At 59.1% G+C, this 16,294-nt stretch carries 13 protein-coding genes; 10 read left to right on the top strand and 3 right to left on the bottom strand.

The features are described 5' to 3' along the window. Nucleotides 1-9 precede the first annotated feature (9 nt). Nucleotides 10-795, top strand: coding sequence for an SDR family NAD(P)-dependent oxidoreductase (locus EXY20_RS11315; RefSeq protein WP_135550937.1), 786 nt, complete (start codon nt 10-12; stop codon nt 793-795). Nucleotides 796-1,127: 332 nt separating this feature from the next. On the opposite strand, the gene EXY20_RS11310 is transcribed toward EXY20_RS11315, so the two are convergent. Next, entirely contained in the window at nt 1,128-1,604 is a 477-nt protein-coding gene (locus EXY20_RS11310; RefSeq protein WP_135550935.1) for a hypothetical protein, read from the bottom strand. Between the two features lie 165 nt (nt 1,605-1,769). On the opposite strand from EXY20_RS11310, the gene EXY20_RS11305 reads away from it, so the two are divergent. From EXY20_RS11305 to EXY20_RS11285, 5 genes are all read left to right on the top strand, one after another. Next, the gene (locus EXY20_RS11305; protein ID WP_135550933.1) at nt 1,770-3,920 is read left to right on the top strand and encodes a HelD family protein; all 2,151 of its coding nucleotides are present in this window, start codon (nt 1,770-1,772) and stop codon (nt 3,918-3,920) included. Between the two features lie 70 nt (nt 3,921-3,990). Then, entirely contained in the window at nt 3,991-5,106 is a 1,116-nt protein-coding gene (locus EXY20_RS11300) for an aminopeptidase (protein ID WP_135550931.1), read from the top strand. A gap of 139 nt (nt 5,107-5,245) precedes the next feature. Further along, nucleotides 5,246-5,974 (top strand): phosphonate ABC transporter ATP-binding protein, encoded by a 729-nt coding sequence (locus tag EXY20_RS11295; protein ID WP_135550929.1) that lies wholly within the window; start codon nt 5,246-5,248, stop codon nt 5,972-5,974. A gap of 148 nt (nt 5,975-6,122) precedes the next feature. Continuing rightward, nucleotides 6,123-7,538 (top strand): FAD-linked oxidase C-terminal domain-containing protein, encoded by a 1,416-nt coding sequence (locus tag EXY20_RS11290; RefSeq protein WP_135550927.1) that lies wholly within the window; start codon nt 6,123-6,125, stop codon nt 7,536-7,538. Between the two features lie 113 nt (nt 7,539-7,651). Continuing rightward, nucleotides 7,652-8,959 carry a (Fe-S)-binding protein gene (locus tag EXY20_RS11285; RefSeq protein ID WP_235885724.1) on the top strand — a complete coding sequence of 436 codons (1,308 nt, stop codon included), beginning with the start codon at nt 7,652-7,654 and terminating at the stop codon, nt 8,957-8,959. Between the two features lie 57 nt (nt 8,960-9,016). Here EXY20_RS11285 and EXY20_RS11280 read toward each other — a convergent pair whose 3' ends face one another. Together EXY20_RS11280 and EXY20_RS11275 are read right to left on the bottom strand one after the other, a co-directional pair. Further along, entirely contained in the window at nt 9,017-10,507 is a 1,491-nt protein-coding gene (locus EXY20_RS11280; RefSeq protein ID WP_135550923.1) for a response regulator, read from the bottom strand. Further along, nucleotides 10,482-12,254 (bottom strand): cache domain-containing sensor histidine kinase, encoded by a 1,773-nt coding sequence (locus tag EXY20_RS11275; RefSeq protein ID WP_135550921.1) that lies wholly within the window; start codon nt 12,252-12,254, stop codon nt 10,482-10,484. The genes EXY20_RS11280 and EXY20_RS11275 overlap by 26 nt, the downstream gene beginning before the upstream one ends. 220 nt (nt 12,255-12,474) lie before the next feature. On the opposite strand from EXY20_RS11275, the gene EXY20_RS11270 reads away from it, so the two are divergent. The 4 genes from EXY20_RS11270 to EXY20_RS11255 are packed head-to-tail and all read left to right on the top strand — an operon-like array spanning nt 12,475 to nt 16,266. After that, nucleotides 12,475-13,785 (top strand): ABC transporter substrate-binding protein, encoded by a 1,311-nt coding sequence (locus EXY20_RS11270; RefSeq protein ID WP_135550919.1) that lies wholly within the window; start codon nt 12,475-12,477, stop codon nt 13,783-13,785. A gap of 45 nt (nt 13,786-13,830) precedes the next feature. Beyond that, nucleotides 13,831-14,724, top strand: a complete 894-nt coding sequence (locus EXY20_RS11265) for a carbohydrate ABC transporter permease (protein WP_207671255.1) — start codon at nt 13,831-13,833, stop codon at nt 14,722-14,724. After that, entirely contained in the window at nt 14,717-15,535 is an 819-nt protein-coding gene (locus tag EXY20_RS11260; RefSeq protein ID WP_135550917.1) for a carbohydrate ABC transporter permease, read from the top strand. The genes EXY20_RS11265 and EXY20_RS11260 overlap by 8 nt, the downstream gene beginning before the upstream one ends. A 23-nt stretch (nt 15,536-15,558) precedes the next feature. Further along, the gene (locus EXY20_RS11255) at nt 15,559-16,266 is read left to right on the top strand and encodes a DUF1868 domain-containing protein (RefSeq protein ID WP_167859168.1); all 708 of its coding nucleotides are present in this window, start codon (nt 15,559-15,561) and stop codon (nt 16,264-16,266) included. Nucleotides 16,267-16,294: the final 28 nt, after the last annotated feature.

Here is a 16,294-nt window from a genome sequence, read left to right as displayed (position 1 = left end):
GAGGGAACTATGGAGCAGCATCGGGAGCGGATCACGACTGCGATCGTCACAGGCGCGGGCCGCGGCATCGGCGCCGCAACGGCGAAGCGGCTCGCCGCAGCCGGTCATCGCGTCGGCGTGTTCGACATCCGCGAGGAAGAGGCGCAGCAGGTGGCAGCGGCCATCGCCGCAGCCGGCGGGCAGGCGCTGGCGCTGCGCTGCGATGTCGGCCGCCGCGACGAAGTGGAGCGGGCGATCGCGGAAGTGGAGCGGCAATGGGGCGAACCGCCGCTCGTGCTTGTCAACAACGCCGGCGTCGGCGGCCCGTTTCATCGCGTCGACGAAGTGAGCGACGAAGAGTGGGACTGGATCGTGAACACGAACCTGCGCAGCGTCTTTCTGTTCGCGCGCCGGCTGCTGCCGTCGATGAAGGAACGCGGCTTCGGGCGCATCGTCAACATCGCCTCGATCCAGGGGTTGCTCGGATCGGCGCACTCGTCGACCTACGTTGCCAGCAAGCATGGTATGATCGGCTATACGAAAACGATCGCCGCCGAGTGGGGGCCATACGGCATTACGTGCAACGCGATATGCCCCGGCTACGTGGATACTGCGCTTGGCGTGCAGCCGGACGCGATCGCCGACTACATGCGGCGCGTCATGGCCAAAAGTCCGGTTAAGCGCATCGCGTTGCCGGACGAAATCGCCGCCCTGGCGGAGCATTTGATCGGGCCGCACGGCGGCTACATCAACGGCGCCAGCTACACGATCGACGGCGGCATTTCCGCGCATGTCGGCATCACCGACGACTTATGAAGCAAGAGCCCCACGCCGCCGGCCGGTTGTGGGGCTTTTTGTTTGGGGATTGCACACCTGTCCCCAAAAAATAGCCAATGAAAAATGACTTATTTTCCCGATTTCGTCCGCCTCGTCGGAAATACCCAGTGAAAGCATGGCTTATTTGCTCCGCCAGGCCCCCGAAACGGCCTTTTAGCCAAAATAGCCAATGATTTTGCTGGTTATATTAGAAATATTGCCCGTTTTTAGAGGAATAGGCCATAAAACATGGCCTATTTTTCAGGACGCTTCATCGGAGCGGCAGGCAATCGGGCAGGAGCGGAGAGCAGCGGGAGCGGTTTCGCCGTCTCTTATGCGCCGCTATCCGCCACGGTGACTTCAACCGGCGGCGAAAGCAGCCTATACTCCTTGCGTTCCCCGCTGCCCGTATCCACAGAAAAAGACGCCGTGCCGACCAGTTTGTACGTTCCGGCTTTTTCGAGCCGAATCGATTTGGCGCCGCCGCCGTTGTCGTTTCCGGGCCGATACGTCTCTTTCGGCTGCAACGTCTGTATGATGCCGACCGTAGCCGTCACAAAAGAATCGATCAGCGGCTTGTCGTTCTCATCGTAAATTTGCACGTGAACGAGCGGCGCCGCATGCAGAATGGTAGCCTTGTGCTTGGACAAGTTGGTCAATTCGGTTGCGAAGATCAGGTCGTCGTTTGCTTTCAGCGCCTTGTCCGCCACCGTTACTGCCACCGCAAAATCATCTTCGGCCGGCACATTTTCCGCTCCGCAGGCTGATGCGGACAAAAGCAGCAGGAGCAGGATCGCATATTTTTTCATCAATGGACTTCCTCCTTCCCCCTAAATGACGTAATTCGCGTCAATAGGTTGCCGATTCCCGGCGAAGAAAGCGACTATTCTTTTGGCGCGGAATGTGGCAGAATAGTAGGGCTGCATAATGGTTCGCACTACCAAAAGGACGGAAACGGGAAGGGAGTCGGGGAAATGACAGCTCAGCAGGCATATCGGCAGGAAGAGGAGCGGCTTGGCGAAACGCTGGCGGAAATCGCCAGGCAACGCGCGGCGATCCCGCCCGTGTACCATGGCGACGACTTCCTCGAACAGGTGCTGGAAGCGAAACGGGCCGAGTCGCGGGAGCGGCTGGACGTGCTCGGCAAGGAGCCGTATTTTGGCCGGCTCGATTGGCAGGAGAGCGGGCAGCCGGACATGAAGCCGCTGTACATCGGCAAGCGGGGCATGGACCGCAGCGATGTGGAGGAGCCGTACATCATCGATTGGCGCGCGCCGGTCGCCGGGCTGTTCTACTCGTTCACCGGCGGGGACGAGACGGCGAGCTACGAAGCGCCGGAAGGCACGATCGAAGGCGCGGTGCACCTCAAGCGCAATTTGGCCATCCGCGAGCGGACGCTGGACCGCGTCGTCGATACGTACGTGCGCGGCGGCGATAATCTTTGCGTCAGCGACGAGTTCCTGCTGTACCGGCTCGGCGAAAACAAGGACAACCGGCTGCGCGACATCGTGTCGACGATTCAGGCGGAGCAGGACCGGATCATCCGCGCGCCGCGGCAAGCGGTGCTGCTCATTCAAGGCGCGGCGGGCAGCGGCAAAACGACGGTCGCGCTGCACCGGCTGGCGTACTTGCTCTATGAGTACCGCGAGCAGGTGAAGGCGGAACGGATGATTATTTTTGCGCCGAACGCGATGTTCCTCGATTATATTTCCGGTGTTCTGCCCGAGCTTGGCGTCGGCAACATCCGGCAAACGACGTTTGCCGACTGGGCGCTGGCGCTGCTGGACGGCTCGTGCAAGCTGGCGGACGAACGCGAGGAGGCGAAGCGCTGGTTCGCCCTGAGCGGCAAACGGCCGCCGCTGGGCGACGACGCGCCGGGACGGGCCAAAGGCTCGCTGCGCTTCAAGGCATGGCTCGACCGCGGGCTTGAGCAACTGGAACGGGCGTTTCTGCCGGACGCCGATCTCGTGCCGTGGGAAGGCGCGCGGTTGACGGCGGCGACGATTCGCGGCTGGTTCGCGGACGAGTACCGCCACTATCCGCTGGCGATGCGGCGCGAACGGCTGGCCGCACGAATGAAGCGTTGGCTCGAAATGCAGCTGCAGGCGGTGCACGATCCCGCGCAGCGCAAGGCGAAAACGGCCGCCGGCCGGACGAAGCTGAACGCTTATATGAAGAAGCTGCCGGATACATCGCCGCTGGCCGTGTATAAGCTGCTGTTCGGCTTGCCGAAGCCGGCGGAGTGGGCGGCGGAACGCGCCGAAGCGGCGCTGCCGGATGAGCTTGCCGCAAGCACACGCAAGCGGCTGGCCAAAAATGTCGTCGCCCCCGAAGACTTGGCGCCGCTGCTGTGGATCCGCGCCAGGCTGAGCGGCACGGACAACGAAACGTTCGACCATATCGTCGTCGACGAAGCGCAGGATGCGTCGCCGCTGCAAATCGCGGTCATGAATGCGCATATGAAAGGCGCGGCTTCGTTTACGATTCTCGGCGACCTGGCGCAAGGCATCTACTCGTTCCGCGGCATCGAGCGCTGGGAAGAGCATGCCGACGTGTTCGCGCCCGTCGCCGCCTCGTACTTTCAATTGAAGCAAAGCTATCGCTCCACGATGGAAATTATCGCGTTTGCGAACGGCATCATGACCCAGGCGGGCACCGGCCTGGAGCCGGCCGTGCCGGTGTTCCGCAGCGGCGACCCGGTGCAGACGCTTGCGGTAAAGGCCGTCGCGACGGAACGGATCGAGGCGATCGCCGGCTACGTCGGCGAAGCGCTCGGTGCGGGTTTGAAGACGGTGGCGGTCATCGGCCGCACCGGCGAAGATTGCCGCGCGCTGCATGCCGAGCTCGCCGGCGCAGGCGTGGAAGCGTCGCTGATTGCGGAAGACCAGCTGCAATACCGCGGCGGCGTGTCGATCGTTCCGGTCTATTTGGCCAAAGGGCTCGAGTTCGACGCCGTGCTGATCGCCGATTGCGATGCGCGCCGGTATGCGGCGAACGCGGCGGACGCCAAGCTGCTGTACGTCGGCTGCACGCGCGCGCTGCACAAGCTGTGCCTGATGCACGCGGGGGAACCTTCGCCGCTGCTCGCTATTGCCAGGGAAAACGCGAACCGGGCCGAGGCTTGACATTGCCCGGCGTTACCGCTATGATACGCGCAAAGAAGTCGATATCGGTCCGAAAGGGGCAAAGGACAAGATGAAAGATCCGCGTTTGACGAAGCTTGCCGACGTGCTGGTCAACTATTCGGTGAAGGTGCAGCCGGGCGAAAACATTCTGATCGAGGCGTTCGGCATCGACACGCCGCTGATCGCCGATTTGGTGGACGCCGTGCACAAGGCCGGCGGCCATCCGTACGTGAATTTGCGCAACAACACGATTACTCGGGCGCTGCTGATGAACGCGACGGAAGCGCAGCTGCGCGCCTGGGCGGCGTTCGATCGCAATCAGATGGAGCAGATGCAAGGCTATATCGGCGTGCGCGGCGGCGACAACATTTACGAGCTGTCCGACGTGCCGGACGACAAGATGAAGCTGTATTCGTCGATTTACCAGCATGAAGTTCATTTTGAGATACGCGTCAAAAAGACGAAGTGGGTTGTGCTGCGCTACCCATCGCCGTCGATGGCACAGCTGGCAAGCAAAAGCACGGCGGCGTTCGAACAGTTTTATTTTGACGTCTGCACGATGGATTATGGCAATATGTCGCAGGCGATGAACGCGCTCAAGGCGCTTATGGATCGCACCGACCGCGTCCATATCGTCGGCCCGGGCACAGATTTGCGCTTTTCGATCAAAGGCATCGGCGCAATCAAATGCGACGGCGTCATGAACATTCCCGACGGCGAAGTGTATACGGCGCCGGTGCGCGATTCGGTCAATGGCACACTGTCTTACAATACGCCGTCCCCGTACAACGGCTTTACGTTCGAGAATGTGAAGCTCGAATTCAAGGACGGGCGCATCATGAACGCAACCGCCAACGATACGGCGCGGATCAACAGCATTTTCGACACCGACGAAGGTGCTCGGTATATCGGCGAATTTGCGATCGGCGTCAATCCCTTCATCCGCGAGCCGATGCAGGACATTTTGTTCGACGAAAAAATCGACGGCAGCTTCCATTTTACGCCCGGCCGCTGTTACGACGAGGCATACAACGGCAACTATTCGGCGATCCACTGGGACATGGTGTGCATCCAGCGGCCGGAATACGGCGGCGGCGAAATCTGGTTCGACGACGTGCTCGTGCGCAAGGACGGCTTGTTCGTGCACCCCGAGCTGCTTGGGCTTAACCCCGACAAGCTGAAATAATTTCGCGGACGGCAAGGCGTCCCGGGGCGGAACGGAAGCCGGAAGAAGCCGGAGGGAATAGCTGACATCCCGCGTGTCATCGACTATAATAGAGGGAGTCATTCGACAAGCCGATTCTACAAGCCGAAGGAGTTCCCCGATGCTGACGATCCGCAATTTATCCAAAAGCTTTAGCGGCACGGAAGTGCTGTCGCGCATCAGCCTGCAGGTGGACGAGGGTGAATTCATCGCCTTGGTCGGCGCAAGCGGCAGCGGCAAAACGACGCTTCTGCGCTGCCTTTCGCTGCGCGAAAAGTGGACGGAAGGCCAATATATATACAACGGCAAGGAAATTACCGAGCTGAATTTGCTGCAGCAGCTGAAATTCCGCAAGCATTGGGCGTTCGCCGAGGAGAAGAAGCGGCTTAATCCGCGGACGACGGCACTGAAGAACGTGCTGGGCGCCCGTTGGCAGCAGCTGCCGATCTGGCGCCTGATCACCCGCTCCGTCGGCATGGAGGAGCATATGACCGGCATGGACGCGCTGGAGAAGGTCGGCCTGCTGGACAAAGCGAAGATGAAGGTAGAGAAGCTGAGCGGCGGCGAACAGCAGCGTGTGGCGATGGCGATGGCCATGGTGAAAGGCGCGACGATTCTGGTCGCCGACGAGCCGGTGGCCGGTCTCGATCCGCATCGCGCGGAGCAGTTGATGCAGGATTTGCGCGACGTGTGCCGCAGCGCCGGCGTGACGATCATTTGCAGCTTGCACAAGATCGAGCTGGCCGAACGTTTCGCCACACGCATCTGGGGCATCAACCGCGGCAAAATCGTCGTCGACACGCAGAACCGCCGGCTGACGCAGCGCGAGAAGGACATGATTTTTGCCTGACCGGCGTTTGACGAAAGCGCTCTTATTTACCCAAAAGATTGCAAGTCCCGTTGCCAATAAAAAGGTTGCGGGATTTTTTGCATGCGCGCTATAATGGAGTAAAGTCGTCAGATGACCTGACTAATTTACAGCAGCGGGGGAGAACCATATGTTGGAGCAATCGTTGCGCGCGAAGCTGCGCGCTATCGTAGGAGAAACCCATTATCGCGACGATATGGAGGCGCTCGTGACGCATTCATACGACGCGACGCCGATGCACCAGTCGATGCCGGACGGCGTTATTTATCCGGCCGACAAGCACCAGGTGGCGGCGATTCTGAAACTGGCGAACGAGCACCGCATCCCGATCGTCGGCCGCGGCGCCGGCAGCAACTTGTGCGCGGGGACCGTGCCGGTGCAAGGCGGCATCGTGATGGTCATGGCGCGGATGAACAAACTGATCGAAATCGACACGGACAATTTGACGGCGACGTTCCAGCCGGGCTTGAATACGAAGGAGTTCCATCTTGCCGTCGAGAAGCTGGGGCTAATGTATCCGCCGGACCCGAGCAGCATGGTCATTTCCACGCTCGGCGGCAACATCATGGAATGCGCCGGCGGCTTGCGCGGGCTTAAGTACGGCACGACCAAAGATTACGTCATCGGGCTCGAGGCGGTGCTGCCAAACGGTGAAATTATCCGCACCGGCGGCAAGCTGTACAAGGACGTCGCCGGCTACGATTTGACCAAGCTGCTCGTCGGTTCCGAAGGTACGCTCGCCATCATCACGGAGGCAATCGTCAAGCTGATCCCGATGCCAACGCAGCGCAAAACGATGCTGGCGATGTACAAGGACATTCACGCCGCCGCCCGCAGCGTGTCGAGCATCGTCGGCAACCGCATCATTCCGGCGACGCTGGAGTTTATCGACAACCCGACGCTGCGCGTCGTCGAGGAGTTTAACCGCATCGGCTTGCCGCTCGATATGGAAGCGGTGCTGCTGATCGAGCAGGACGGCAACGACGAGGCGGTGATCGCCCGCGACATCGCAGAAATTTCCCGCATCTGCCTGGCGGAAGGCGCGGCCGAAGTGAAGCTGGCGGAGGGCGCCGCCGAAGCCGAGAAGCTGATGAAGGCGCGGCGCAGCGCCCTCTCGACGATCGCCCGCATTCGGCCGACGACGATTCTTGAGGACGCCACCGTGCCGCGTTCGAAAATTGCCGAAATGGTGCTCGAAATTAACGAAATCGCACGCAAATACGACGTGCAGATTTGTACGTTCGGCCATGCCGGCGACGGCAATTTGCATCCGACGGTGCCGACCGACGCCCGCAACGAGGAAGAAATTCACCGCGTCGAAGAAGCGTTCGCGGAAATATTCGAAGCGGCCATCCGGCTCGGCGGCACGATTACCGGCGAGCATGGCGTCGGCGTGGTCAAAGCGCCGTTCCTCGAATGGAAAATCGGACCGGCCGGCATCGAGCTGATGAAGGCGGTCAAAGCAGCGTTCGATCCGAACGGCATCATGAATCCCGGCAAAATATTCGCCAAACAATCGCGCAAACGAGTGGTGGTGCAGAAATGACTACAACGACGAAAACCGGCCACGAACAGGAGCATGCCCCCAGCGCGGCGTCCATTGGCCGCGTGCCGCTGCCGGAGGCGAAAAAAGGCGACACCGCGGCGCTGGCGCAGCGGATGAAGCTGACGCTCAACTACGACGAGCTGACGAACTGCATGCGCTGCGGCTTCTGTCAGCCCGCTTGCCCGACCTTCAAGGAAACCGGCCTCGAAGCGGCGTCGCCACGCGGGCGGATCGCTCTGATGAAGGCGGTCGTGGACGATATCATGGAGCCGGGCGAGCAGTTCAAGGCACAGATGGATCTGTGCCTCGGCTGCCGCGCCTGCGAGCCGGTGTGTCCGTCCGACGTCAAATACGGCCAACTGCTGGAGCAAACGCGCGACGCGATCGAACGCCACGAGGAGCACGGCTGGTTCGTGCGATCGACGCGTGCGCTGATGTTCAAGCAAATGTTTCCGCACCCGAAGCGGATGCGCGCGCTTGGCTTTGCGCTTAAGGCGTACCAGCGCACGGGCTTGAACAAGGTGGCCCGCGCCACCGGCATCATGCGGCTGTTCCCGGCGCATATGCGCAATATGGAGCGTATTTTACCGGAAGCGTCGTCGCAAGGCGTCGTTGGCGCGCTGGGCACGTTCGTGCCGGCCAAAGGCAAGGCGGTCGCCCGCGTCGGCATGTTCCGCGGCTGTTTGATGGATGTGCTGTTCCTCGGCTCCAATGTTAACACGGTTAAATTGTTGGCCGAGTGCGGCTTCGACGTCGTGATCCCCGACTCGCAAAACTGCTGCGGCGCGCTTCACGCCCACAGCGGCGAGCTCGACCAGGCGCGCGAGCTGGCGAAGAAGAACATCCGCGCGTTCCGCGAGGCGAACGTGGACTACATTATTTCGAATGCCGGCGGCTGCGGCGCGCTGCTCGTCGAATACAACCATCTGCTGCACGACGACCCGGAATGGAAGGAATCGTCCGCCTGGTTCGCCGAACGCGTCAAGGACGTCAGCCAAATCATCATGGAGCGCGGCCGCATCCCGCAACTCGCGGCGCTGAAGAACGAGTCCGGCGAAACCAGGCCGCTGACGATCACGTACCAGGATTCGTGCCATCTGCGCAACGTCATGCGCGCCGGCAACGCGCCGCGCGACTTGATGAGCCGAGTCGAAGGCGCGCGTTTCCGCGAGCTGCAAGGCGCCGATCGCTGCTGCGGTTCGGCCGGCATTTACAACCTGGTGCAGCCGGACATGTCGACGCAGATTCTCGATCACAAGATGGAGCATGTCAAGGAAACGGAAGCCCATTATTTGCTGACGAGCAATCCCGGCTGTTTGCTGCAAATGAAATACGGCATCGAACGGGAGCAAATCGGCGACAAAATGCAGGCGGTGCATATCGTCGACTTCCTGTACGAACGATTGGCAAACCGGGAGTAACCGGTTAGCCGGCCAACAACAAACAGACGGAATCGCCGCGGCGATTCCGTCTGTTTGTCATTCGCTCTCTTTCGCCCCGAACGATCGTTTGTACTCCCGCGGAGAAGCGTTGCAATACTGGGTGAACAGTTTGCTGAAGTGGCTGGTGCTATACAGCCCGATCCTGCGCGTGATCTCCTGCACGGAAAGCTCCGTCTCCGTCAGCAGTTTTTGCGCCTCCTTCATTCGCAGCCGGGTGACGTATTCGACGAATTTGGTGCCTGTTTCCTTATGGAACAGGGTGCTTATATAGTTGGGGCTGAGGTCGAACCGGTCCGCCGCCTTGGCTACGCTGATATCCTCCATGAAGTGGGCTTCGGCATAAGCCCGGAGGGAACGAATCAACCGGCCGCGATCCGTCTGGACGCCGATTCTGCTTTTGCACCAGCCGAGCAGTTCCTGCTTCAACGCGGCAAAGGACGCGTTCGGCGCCACGGACAACCCGACGACGCCGCGCAAATAGTCGGCAATCGCCCGAATCGTTCGCGGATGCTCATAAAGGCGCACGCCTTCGATGCACGAGATCAGCCTTTCCGCCTTCGCGTGGGCAACGATCGGTTGATCCGCATAAAGATCGTGGGCCAGATCGACCAGCAGGGCGCTTGCGTCGGCATAGTGAGGCTTGTCGGCACGGACGGCACGCAGGAACGACTGCGAATAATGCATGGAAACGCCCAACAAGGCTCGCAGGCACAGAAGCTCCGTCAGCTCGGCATAGGCGTTGCCAAAGTCAGCCGCCGGTATCGTTGTGCCGGTCACCACTGTGACGGCCCCGTGTTCCTTGCGCCATGCCGCCGTCAAAACGTTTAATTCCTTCACACAGGAAGACAGCGCGCTGTCCCTGCTTGCATCTTGCTTGTTTACGCCGAATACGAGCACACGCTCGTGATCCCGCAGCTTGACGACGGTCATATGGAAATGACGGCTCAGATACGGTTCGATGTGCGTCCGGGCGCGGGCGAGCCAAGCCTCCGCATCGGACAGGCCCGCTGCGCAACTGCCGTCGAAACAAACGGCCATCAGCTTGACCTGCAGCGAAGCGAGAGGAAGACGATCGTCCGGCGCGGATGAAGAGTCTTGGGCCGCTACCGTCTCGGCAATGTGCAGCGTAAACAAGCGGTTGCTTTCGGCCGATTGGCGGGCGAGCGATTCGCGCACGTTGCGGAGGACCGCCCCGAACTGCTCGGAGCTGACCGGCTTCAATAAATACTCGGTGACGCGCAAGGCGATTGCCCGCCGGGCATAATCGAATTCCGAGAATCCGGTTGTGATGATAAATTCGGTGTGCGGCGAAAGCGAGCGGCCTTGTTCGATCGCTTCCAGTCCGCCGAGCAGCGGCATCTTGATGTCGACAATCGCGACATCGGGCTGCAGCCGCTCCAGCTCGCGCAGCAGCTCCATACCGTCGGCGGCTTCGTATACGCGCAAACGGTCGATGGGCTGTTTCTCCAGATTGTGCCGAATCGACAGCCGAATCAACGGCTCATCGTCCGCGATGAGAATGTTCATGGAAAGCAGCCTCCGGGATCAGAATGGCGATGCGCGTTCCCGTTCCCGGACGGCTGTCCAGCAGGAAGCGGCTGTCCGGGAAGATGAGCCGGAGCCGCTCGCGCGTATTGGCCAAACCCACATGGCCGCGCTCCTCGGCTTGCGCCGGATCGAAGCCGGTGCCGTCATCCTCGATGCGAATCCGTACATACGGCAGTCCGTCCTCCTCCATCGCAACGTCAGCCGTTATCGACAGCCGGCACGGGACGTTGAGCGGTTCGATGCCGTGAATGACGGCATTTTCGACGAGCGGCTGCAGCAGCAGCTTCGGGATCCGGTACAAGCGGACGCAGTCGTCGCACGCAACGAACACCTGCAGCCGCCGGCCGAAGCGGAGCTGCTGGAGGGAGCCGTATTTTTCGATCAGGCTCAGCTCGGCTTCAAGCGTTGTCATATCCGCTTCGTCAAGGATGTAACGCAGCAGCAAGGTAAGATCGATAATCGACCGCTCCAGCAGCTCCCGTTCGCCGATCTGATTGAGCGCGATGAACCCGTTCAGCATATTGAACAGAAAATGGGGCTGGACTTGCGCCTGCAGCGCCTTGTATTCCGTATTGCGCTGCTTCAGCACGAGCACATATTCCATCTCGATTCGCTGCTTCAGCTGCTCGACCATGGAATTGAGCGATTGGCCGATCACTTCAAATTCGTCCTTCGTGCGGAAGCGGTAGCGCGCGGACAGATCGCCGTCTTCGACGCGGCGCATCGTTTTGATGATTTCCCGTACCGGCCCGGTTACTTTGCGCGACAACCATAGATAGAACAGGAACGCCACAACCAGGCACACCATGTAGAGAATGGCCGAATTCAAATACACCCACAGCGTCTTCTGCTGCAAATGCGTATACGATAGCAGCACGATCATTTCCCAATCGGTTGGGGCTACCGTCCGCCTGACGACCCAATAGCTATTGTCTCCGTCGCGAACGACCGAACGGTTGGCGGGCAGTTCGCGGAATAACGCCGGGTTTACTTCGCCGTTTGCGTATACGATGTTGCGGTCGCGATCGAGCAGCACGATTCGCGAAGGCACGTGAAAGTCGATGTCCTGAAACAGCTTCTGCACCACGACATTGTTGGCGTCGGCGATAATGACGCTGATCGGGCGCTGGGACGGAATTTCGCGGATCGTGCGCGCAACGGAGAACACCGTTTCCTCGCGCGTGCGGGTGAAGTAGTCCTGCCTGTGCGGCGCAATGAACACGGCGTTGCCGCCTGCCTGCAGCGCCTGGCGGTACCAGGAGGTATTAAAGAAATCGTAGCCCGTCACCACATCGTTGAGCGGATTGTTCGTGGAGAAAAACAACGGCTTGTCGCCGGAGACGATCAACGTGCTCATAATATCTTTCCGCGTGTACCGGACGAACCGCAGCTGGGAATCGAGCATGTTGGTAATGCTCAGCAGTTGGTATTTGCTCATGCTGCCGCTGGAGTCGGACGCCATCATTTTGAGCGCATAGATGAAATCGTCGTTGTAATACGGAATCAAGGTGAGCTGGTCCAGCTCGTTTAAATAACCGGTCAAGCTTTGCGACAACGAAATGAGCGTATTGTCGATCAGAATTCCGGTGTCCTTGTTGTTCTCGGCGACAAAGACGCGCGCCGCCAAATAGGTGGCGATCAATAACGGAACCAGCGTGCTGACGATAAAAATAAACACGAGCTTCTTGTTAAGCGGCCGGTGCAGTTTGATGGGAAATCCGGTCATCGCAAAATCCGCCTTTCGCTATCGCTGCCTTATTGCTCGTGACATCTATTCGACATGTTCCCGCATGTTCCTCTCCCGAAAGCCGGTTAGGCGGCCGGGAATGGAGGCGATCATAGAAAGCGGCGCGCAAAGTGTAGTTTTGAGCGCGTGGGAAGCGCTTTATTTCCCGTATACTGAATCATGTGGCAACCAAGCATAGCGAAAAGGAGATCGTGGTTTCATGAAAAAAAAGCAGATGTTGTACGCGATTGGCTTGTCGGCGCTTCTCGCGGCGGCCGGATGCTCCGGTGGAGGAAACGAAGCCCCGTCGGCGGGAAAGGCGGCGCCATCGCAGACGCCCGCGACGTCGTCTTCGCCTGCGAAAGAGACGAAGCCGGTCAAGCTGACGATGATGACCAATGCAACCGGCGTTACGTTCGATACGATCCAGGCGATTATCACCAGCTTCACCAAAGAGAATCCGACCATTACCGTCGATTTCAGCACGCAAGGCAAAGATTACGAGCAATTGATGAAAGCGAAGATGGCTTCGAACGATTTGCCCGATCTGTTCGCCACGCACGGTTGGTCGGTCAACCGGTACAGCGAATATTTGCGCCCGCTTAACGACCAGCCGTGGTTCGGCAGCTTGACGGATACGATCAAGCCTACCATCTCCGACAAAAAAGGCAACGTATTCGTTCTCCCGCTCAATATCGACCAATCCGGCATCGTTTACAACAAAAAAGTGCTGGCGGATCTGAAGCTTGCCGTTCCGAAAACGTGGGAGGAGCTGCTGGCGGCCAGCAAGGCGATCAAAAATGCAGGCTTGACGCCGATTTACGTCGGAGGCAAAGATACGACAAAGCTTGCCGGTTTCTTCAACAAGCTGGCGCCGATCCTGCTCGTTTCCGACAAAGCGCACAATTTCGGCCATTCGCTCAAAGACGGCACATTCGACTGGAGCAATTGGACGACCGTATCGCAGCAGCTGGTGCTTCTGAAGAACGAAGGTTATTTGAATAAAGACGTGGTCACAGCCGACCCGCTCAGCGCGGCAGAGAAGCTGGCTACCGGCAAAGCGGCGTTCCTGTTCGAGAACAACGCCGTTGTGGCGGAAGCGAAGAAGCTCAATCCGGACGCGCAGATCGGCATGATGCCCGTGCCGGCGTTCTATCCGGGCGACGAACCGATTCTGAACGGAGGCGAACGAGAAGCGTTCGGCGTCTCGAAGCAGTCGAAAAACACGGAGGCGGCGCTGCTGCTGCTGAATTATATGGCGAAGAGCGACAATATCGCCAAAGTCGCTGCCGCAACGGGCATGCCGGCCGGACTGAAGGATGTCAACTACGACCTGGGCGGCCTGACGGAGGATTACAAAACATACGGCTCGTTGCGGACCATCCCCGTATTTGACCGGGAGTTTTTGCCGAACGGCATGTGGAGCACGCTGAAGATTATCGGTCCGGCGCTGCTTACCGGCGATATGTCGCCGGAAGAGTCCTCCCGGATGATGAAGGACGATTACAACAAGCTGCGCTCGCAGCAATAACCGCGCCGGCGCATCTCGATTCTGCATGTAGAAAGGAAACACGCCATGAGGAGAAGATGGTCCGTTCTTGTCAACTCGAACATGGGCATCTCCCTGATGTACGCTCCGGCTCTCATTCTGTTTGCGGTGTTCGTAGCGTACCCGCTGCTGTCGGGCATTCAGATTTCGTTCACGAACTGGAACGGCTACTCGCAGAAATACGCGTATATCGGATTTGAAAATTACGGCAAGCTGCTGACGGACGTTCGGATCAAACGGGCGCTGTTGAATACGCTTGTTTACGGATTCGGCAGCGCGATTCTGCAGAACGGATTCGGTTTGATGTACGCGCTGCTGCTCAATCTGAAATTCCGCAGCCGCATATGGGTGCGCACGATCGTCTATTTGCCGGTGATCGTCGCCCAATTGATTATGGGATATATCTGGTATTTTCTTGTGCAATACGACGGCGGCGCGATCAACGACGCGCTGACGGCTTTCGGTCTGGAGCCGGTGGACTGGATGGCCCACGGGACGCGCGCCGTCTGGATCATTACCGGGATCAACGCCTTTCAATTCGTCGGCACGTCCATGATTATTTATTTGGCCGGCATCCAGGGCATTCCGCCATCGCTGCAGGAAGCCGCCACGATCGACGGCGCGAATGCGTGGCGCCGGTTCAGCCGGATTACGCTGCCGCTGCTCATTCCCGCCATCACGACGAGCTTCATGCTCAATTTGATCGGCGGCCTGGAGTTGTTCGCGATCGTGATATCGTTAACGTCCGGCGGACCCGGGTTTGCGACGCATTCCATGTCTTCGCTGATCAACTATTTTTATTTCGAAAATCAAAATGCCGGTTACGCGGCAGCGATCGGACTCGTGACCTTTCTGCTTGTCGTTGCGGTCAGCCTCGTCATGATGAAGCTGTTCCGGAAGAAGGAAGTGGAGTATGGGTAACCGCTATGCGGGCGTATGGAAAAATGCCGCAGGCCTCGTCATTGCGGTTGTTCATTTGATCCCGTTTTATATTTTGCTGGCGATGGCAGTAAAGAGGCCGAACGATTTTTCTTCGCGCTGGAGGCTGCCCGATTACGGGTATGGCGACAATTTCCGTGCCGCAATGGGCGGAGGCAAACTGCTGCAGGCGATGACGAACAGTTTGATCGTTACGGTTTGCTCCGTCCTGCTCATTGTGCTGCTCGGTTCGATGGCGGCTTATCCGCTGGCCCGTGTCCGCACCCGCGTCAATCTGGTCGTGCTCAGTTTGTTTATGTCCGTCATGATGGTGCCGAAGCTGACCGTGCTTGTGCCGCTGTATAAATTGATGGCCGGCATTGGCGGCGTCAGCACGTATTGGGGAATCGTCCTGCTTGTCACGACGTATAAGCTGTCGGCCTGCATTTTCCTGTACGCGAACTTTATTGCGACGATTCCCCGGGCGCTGGACGAAGCCGCCACGATCGACGGATGCAGTCGATTCAGCGTGTTTTACCGGATTGTGCTTCCCCAGATGATGCCGGTTACGGCTACGGTTATTATCATGAACAGCGTATCGATTTGGAACGATTTTTCGTTTTCGCTCTATTTCATGCAATCGCCGCTCAAACGAACCGTTACCCTGGCCATTAGTTCCTTTTTCAGTCAAAACAATACGAATTTGAATGCCGCGGCCGCAGCCGCGCTGATCGCCATCGTTCCGGCGACCGTGCTGTTTCTTTCGCTGCAGAAGCATTATGTCAAAGGAATCGTGGACGGTTCGGTCAAATGAAAAGAGAAGGAGCTGGTCGGGCGATGAACCCAACGAATCCGGAGCCAGCCGCGACGAATGGCAACGGCAGGACGTTGACCAAGGCAGTCGGACGCAAATTCCATGCGGACGGCACCGTGCGATATTTTCCGGGCAATACCGTTATTTGTGCGATTGCTCCTTCTAACGGCGTATACGAACGGCTGATTGCGCTGGCCGAGCGATTCCGCGCTTTGCGCTGCGCGGCTTGTTATACGCTGCTTCCGCCTTCCAGCTACCATATGACGGTCATTCAAGGCGTTTGCGACGAGGACCGCAAGCCGGAGCTGTGGACGCGGTTGCTGCCGCTTGACGCGCCGCTGGAGGAATCGGACCGGGTATTCCGGGAAAAGTGGCGGTCGGTTCGGGCGCCGGACGGATTCCGGATGTCATTTGATTCGTTGACTACGGACGGCGTGGCGCTGACGGTGAATTTGTTGCCGCTGACCGACAGCGATGCCCGCGCCTTGCGGGCGTTTCGCGACGACATTGCGGAGAAGTTTGCGCTGCGTTTCCCGGACCATGACGATTACCGATTCCATATCTCGCTCGGCTACCGGATCGTTGAGCTTGCTGGCAGGGAAGAGGAAGAACTGCTTCAGTTCAAGCGTCAGCTCGAAAGCGAGCTCGCCGCGTCGTTCGGCGTCTTTGCGTCCGGGCCTCCCCGGCTTGTTTTCTTCAAGGATATGTTCGCATTCGAAGACAGCCGGTGAGTGTGGACGGAAACGAAAACATCCCCTT

It is taken from the genome of Paenibacillus cymbidii (assembly GCF_004764705.1).
In the GTDB taxonomy this organism is placed as follows: domain Bacteria; phylum Bacillota; class Bacilli; order Paenibacillales; family NBRC-103111; genus Paenibacillus_AN; species Paenibacillus_AN cymbidii.
This window is presented reverse-complemented; position numbering and strand designations above follow the sequence as displayed.

Coding starts and splice junctions, on each gene's coding strand:
- EXY20_RS11270 (WP_135550919.1), top strand. CDS start 12,475: ATGAAAAAAAAGCAGATGTTGTACGCGATTGGCTTGTCGGCGCTTCTC.
- EXY20_RS11285 (WP_235885724.1), top strand. CDS start 7,652: ATGAAGCTGACGCTCAACTACGACGAGCTGACGAACTGCATGCGCTGC.
- EXY20_RS11260 (WP_135550917.1), top strand. CDS start 14,717: ATGGGTAACCGCTATGCGGGCGTATGGAAAAATGCCGCAGGCCTCGTC.
- EXY20_RS11300 (WP_135550931.1), top strand. CDS start 3,991: ATGAAAGATCCGCGTTTGACGAAGCTTGCCGACGTGCTGGTCAACTAT.
- EXY20_RS11275 (WP_135550921.1), bottom strand. CDS start 12,254: ATGACCGGATTTCCCATCAAACTGCACCGGCCGCTTAACAAGAAGCTC.
- EXY20_RS11310 (WP_135550935.1), bottom strand. CDS start 1,604: ATGAAAAAATATGCGATCCTGCTCCTGCTGCTTTTGTCCGCATCAGCC.
- EXY20_RS11290 (WP_135550927.1), top strand. CDS start 6,123: ATGTTGGAGCAATCGTTGCGCGCGAAGCTGCGCGCTATCGTAGGAGAA.
- EXY20_RS11280 (WP_135550923.1), bottom strand. CDS start 10,507: ATGAACATTCTCATCGCGGACGATGAGCCGTTGATTCGGCTGTCGATT.
- EXY20_RS11305 (WP_135550933.1), top strand. CDS start 1,770: ATGACAGCTCAGCAGGCATATCGGCAGGAAGAGGAGCGGCTTGGCGAA.
- EXY20_RS11255 (WP_167859168.1), top strand. CDS start 15,559: ATGAACCCAACGAATCCGGAGCCAGCCGCGACGAATGGCAACGGCAGG.
- EXY20_RS11315 (WP_135550937.1), top strand. CDS start 10: ATGGAGCAGCATCGGGAGCGGATCACGACTGCGATCGTCACAGGCGCG.
- EXY20_RS11265 (WP_207671255.1), top strand. CDS start 13,831: ATGAGGAGAAGATGGTCCGTTCTTGTCAACTCGAACATGGGCATCTCC.
- EXY20_RS11295 (WP_135550929.1), top strand. CDS start 5,246: ATGCTGACGATCCGCAATTTATCCAAAAGCTTTAGCGGCACGGAAGTG.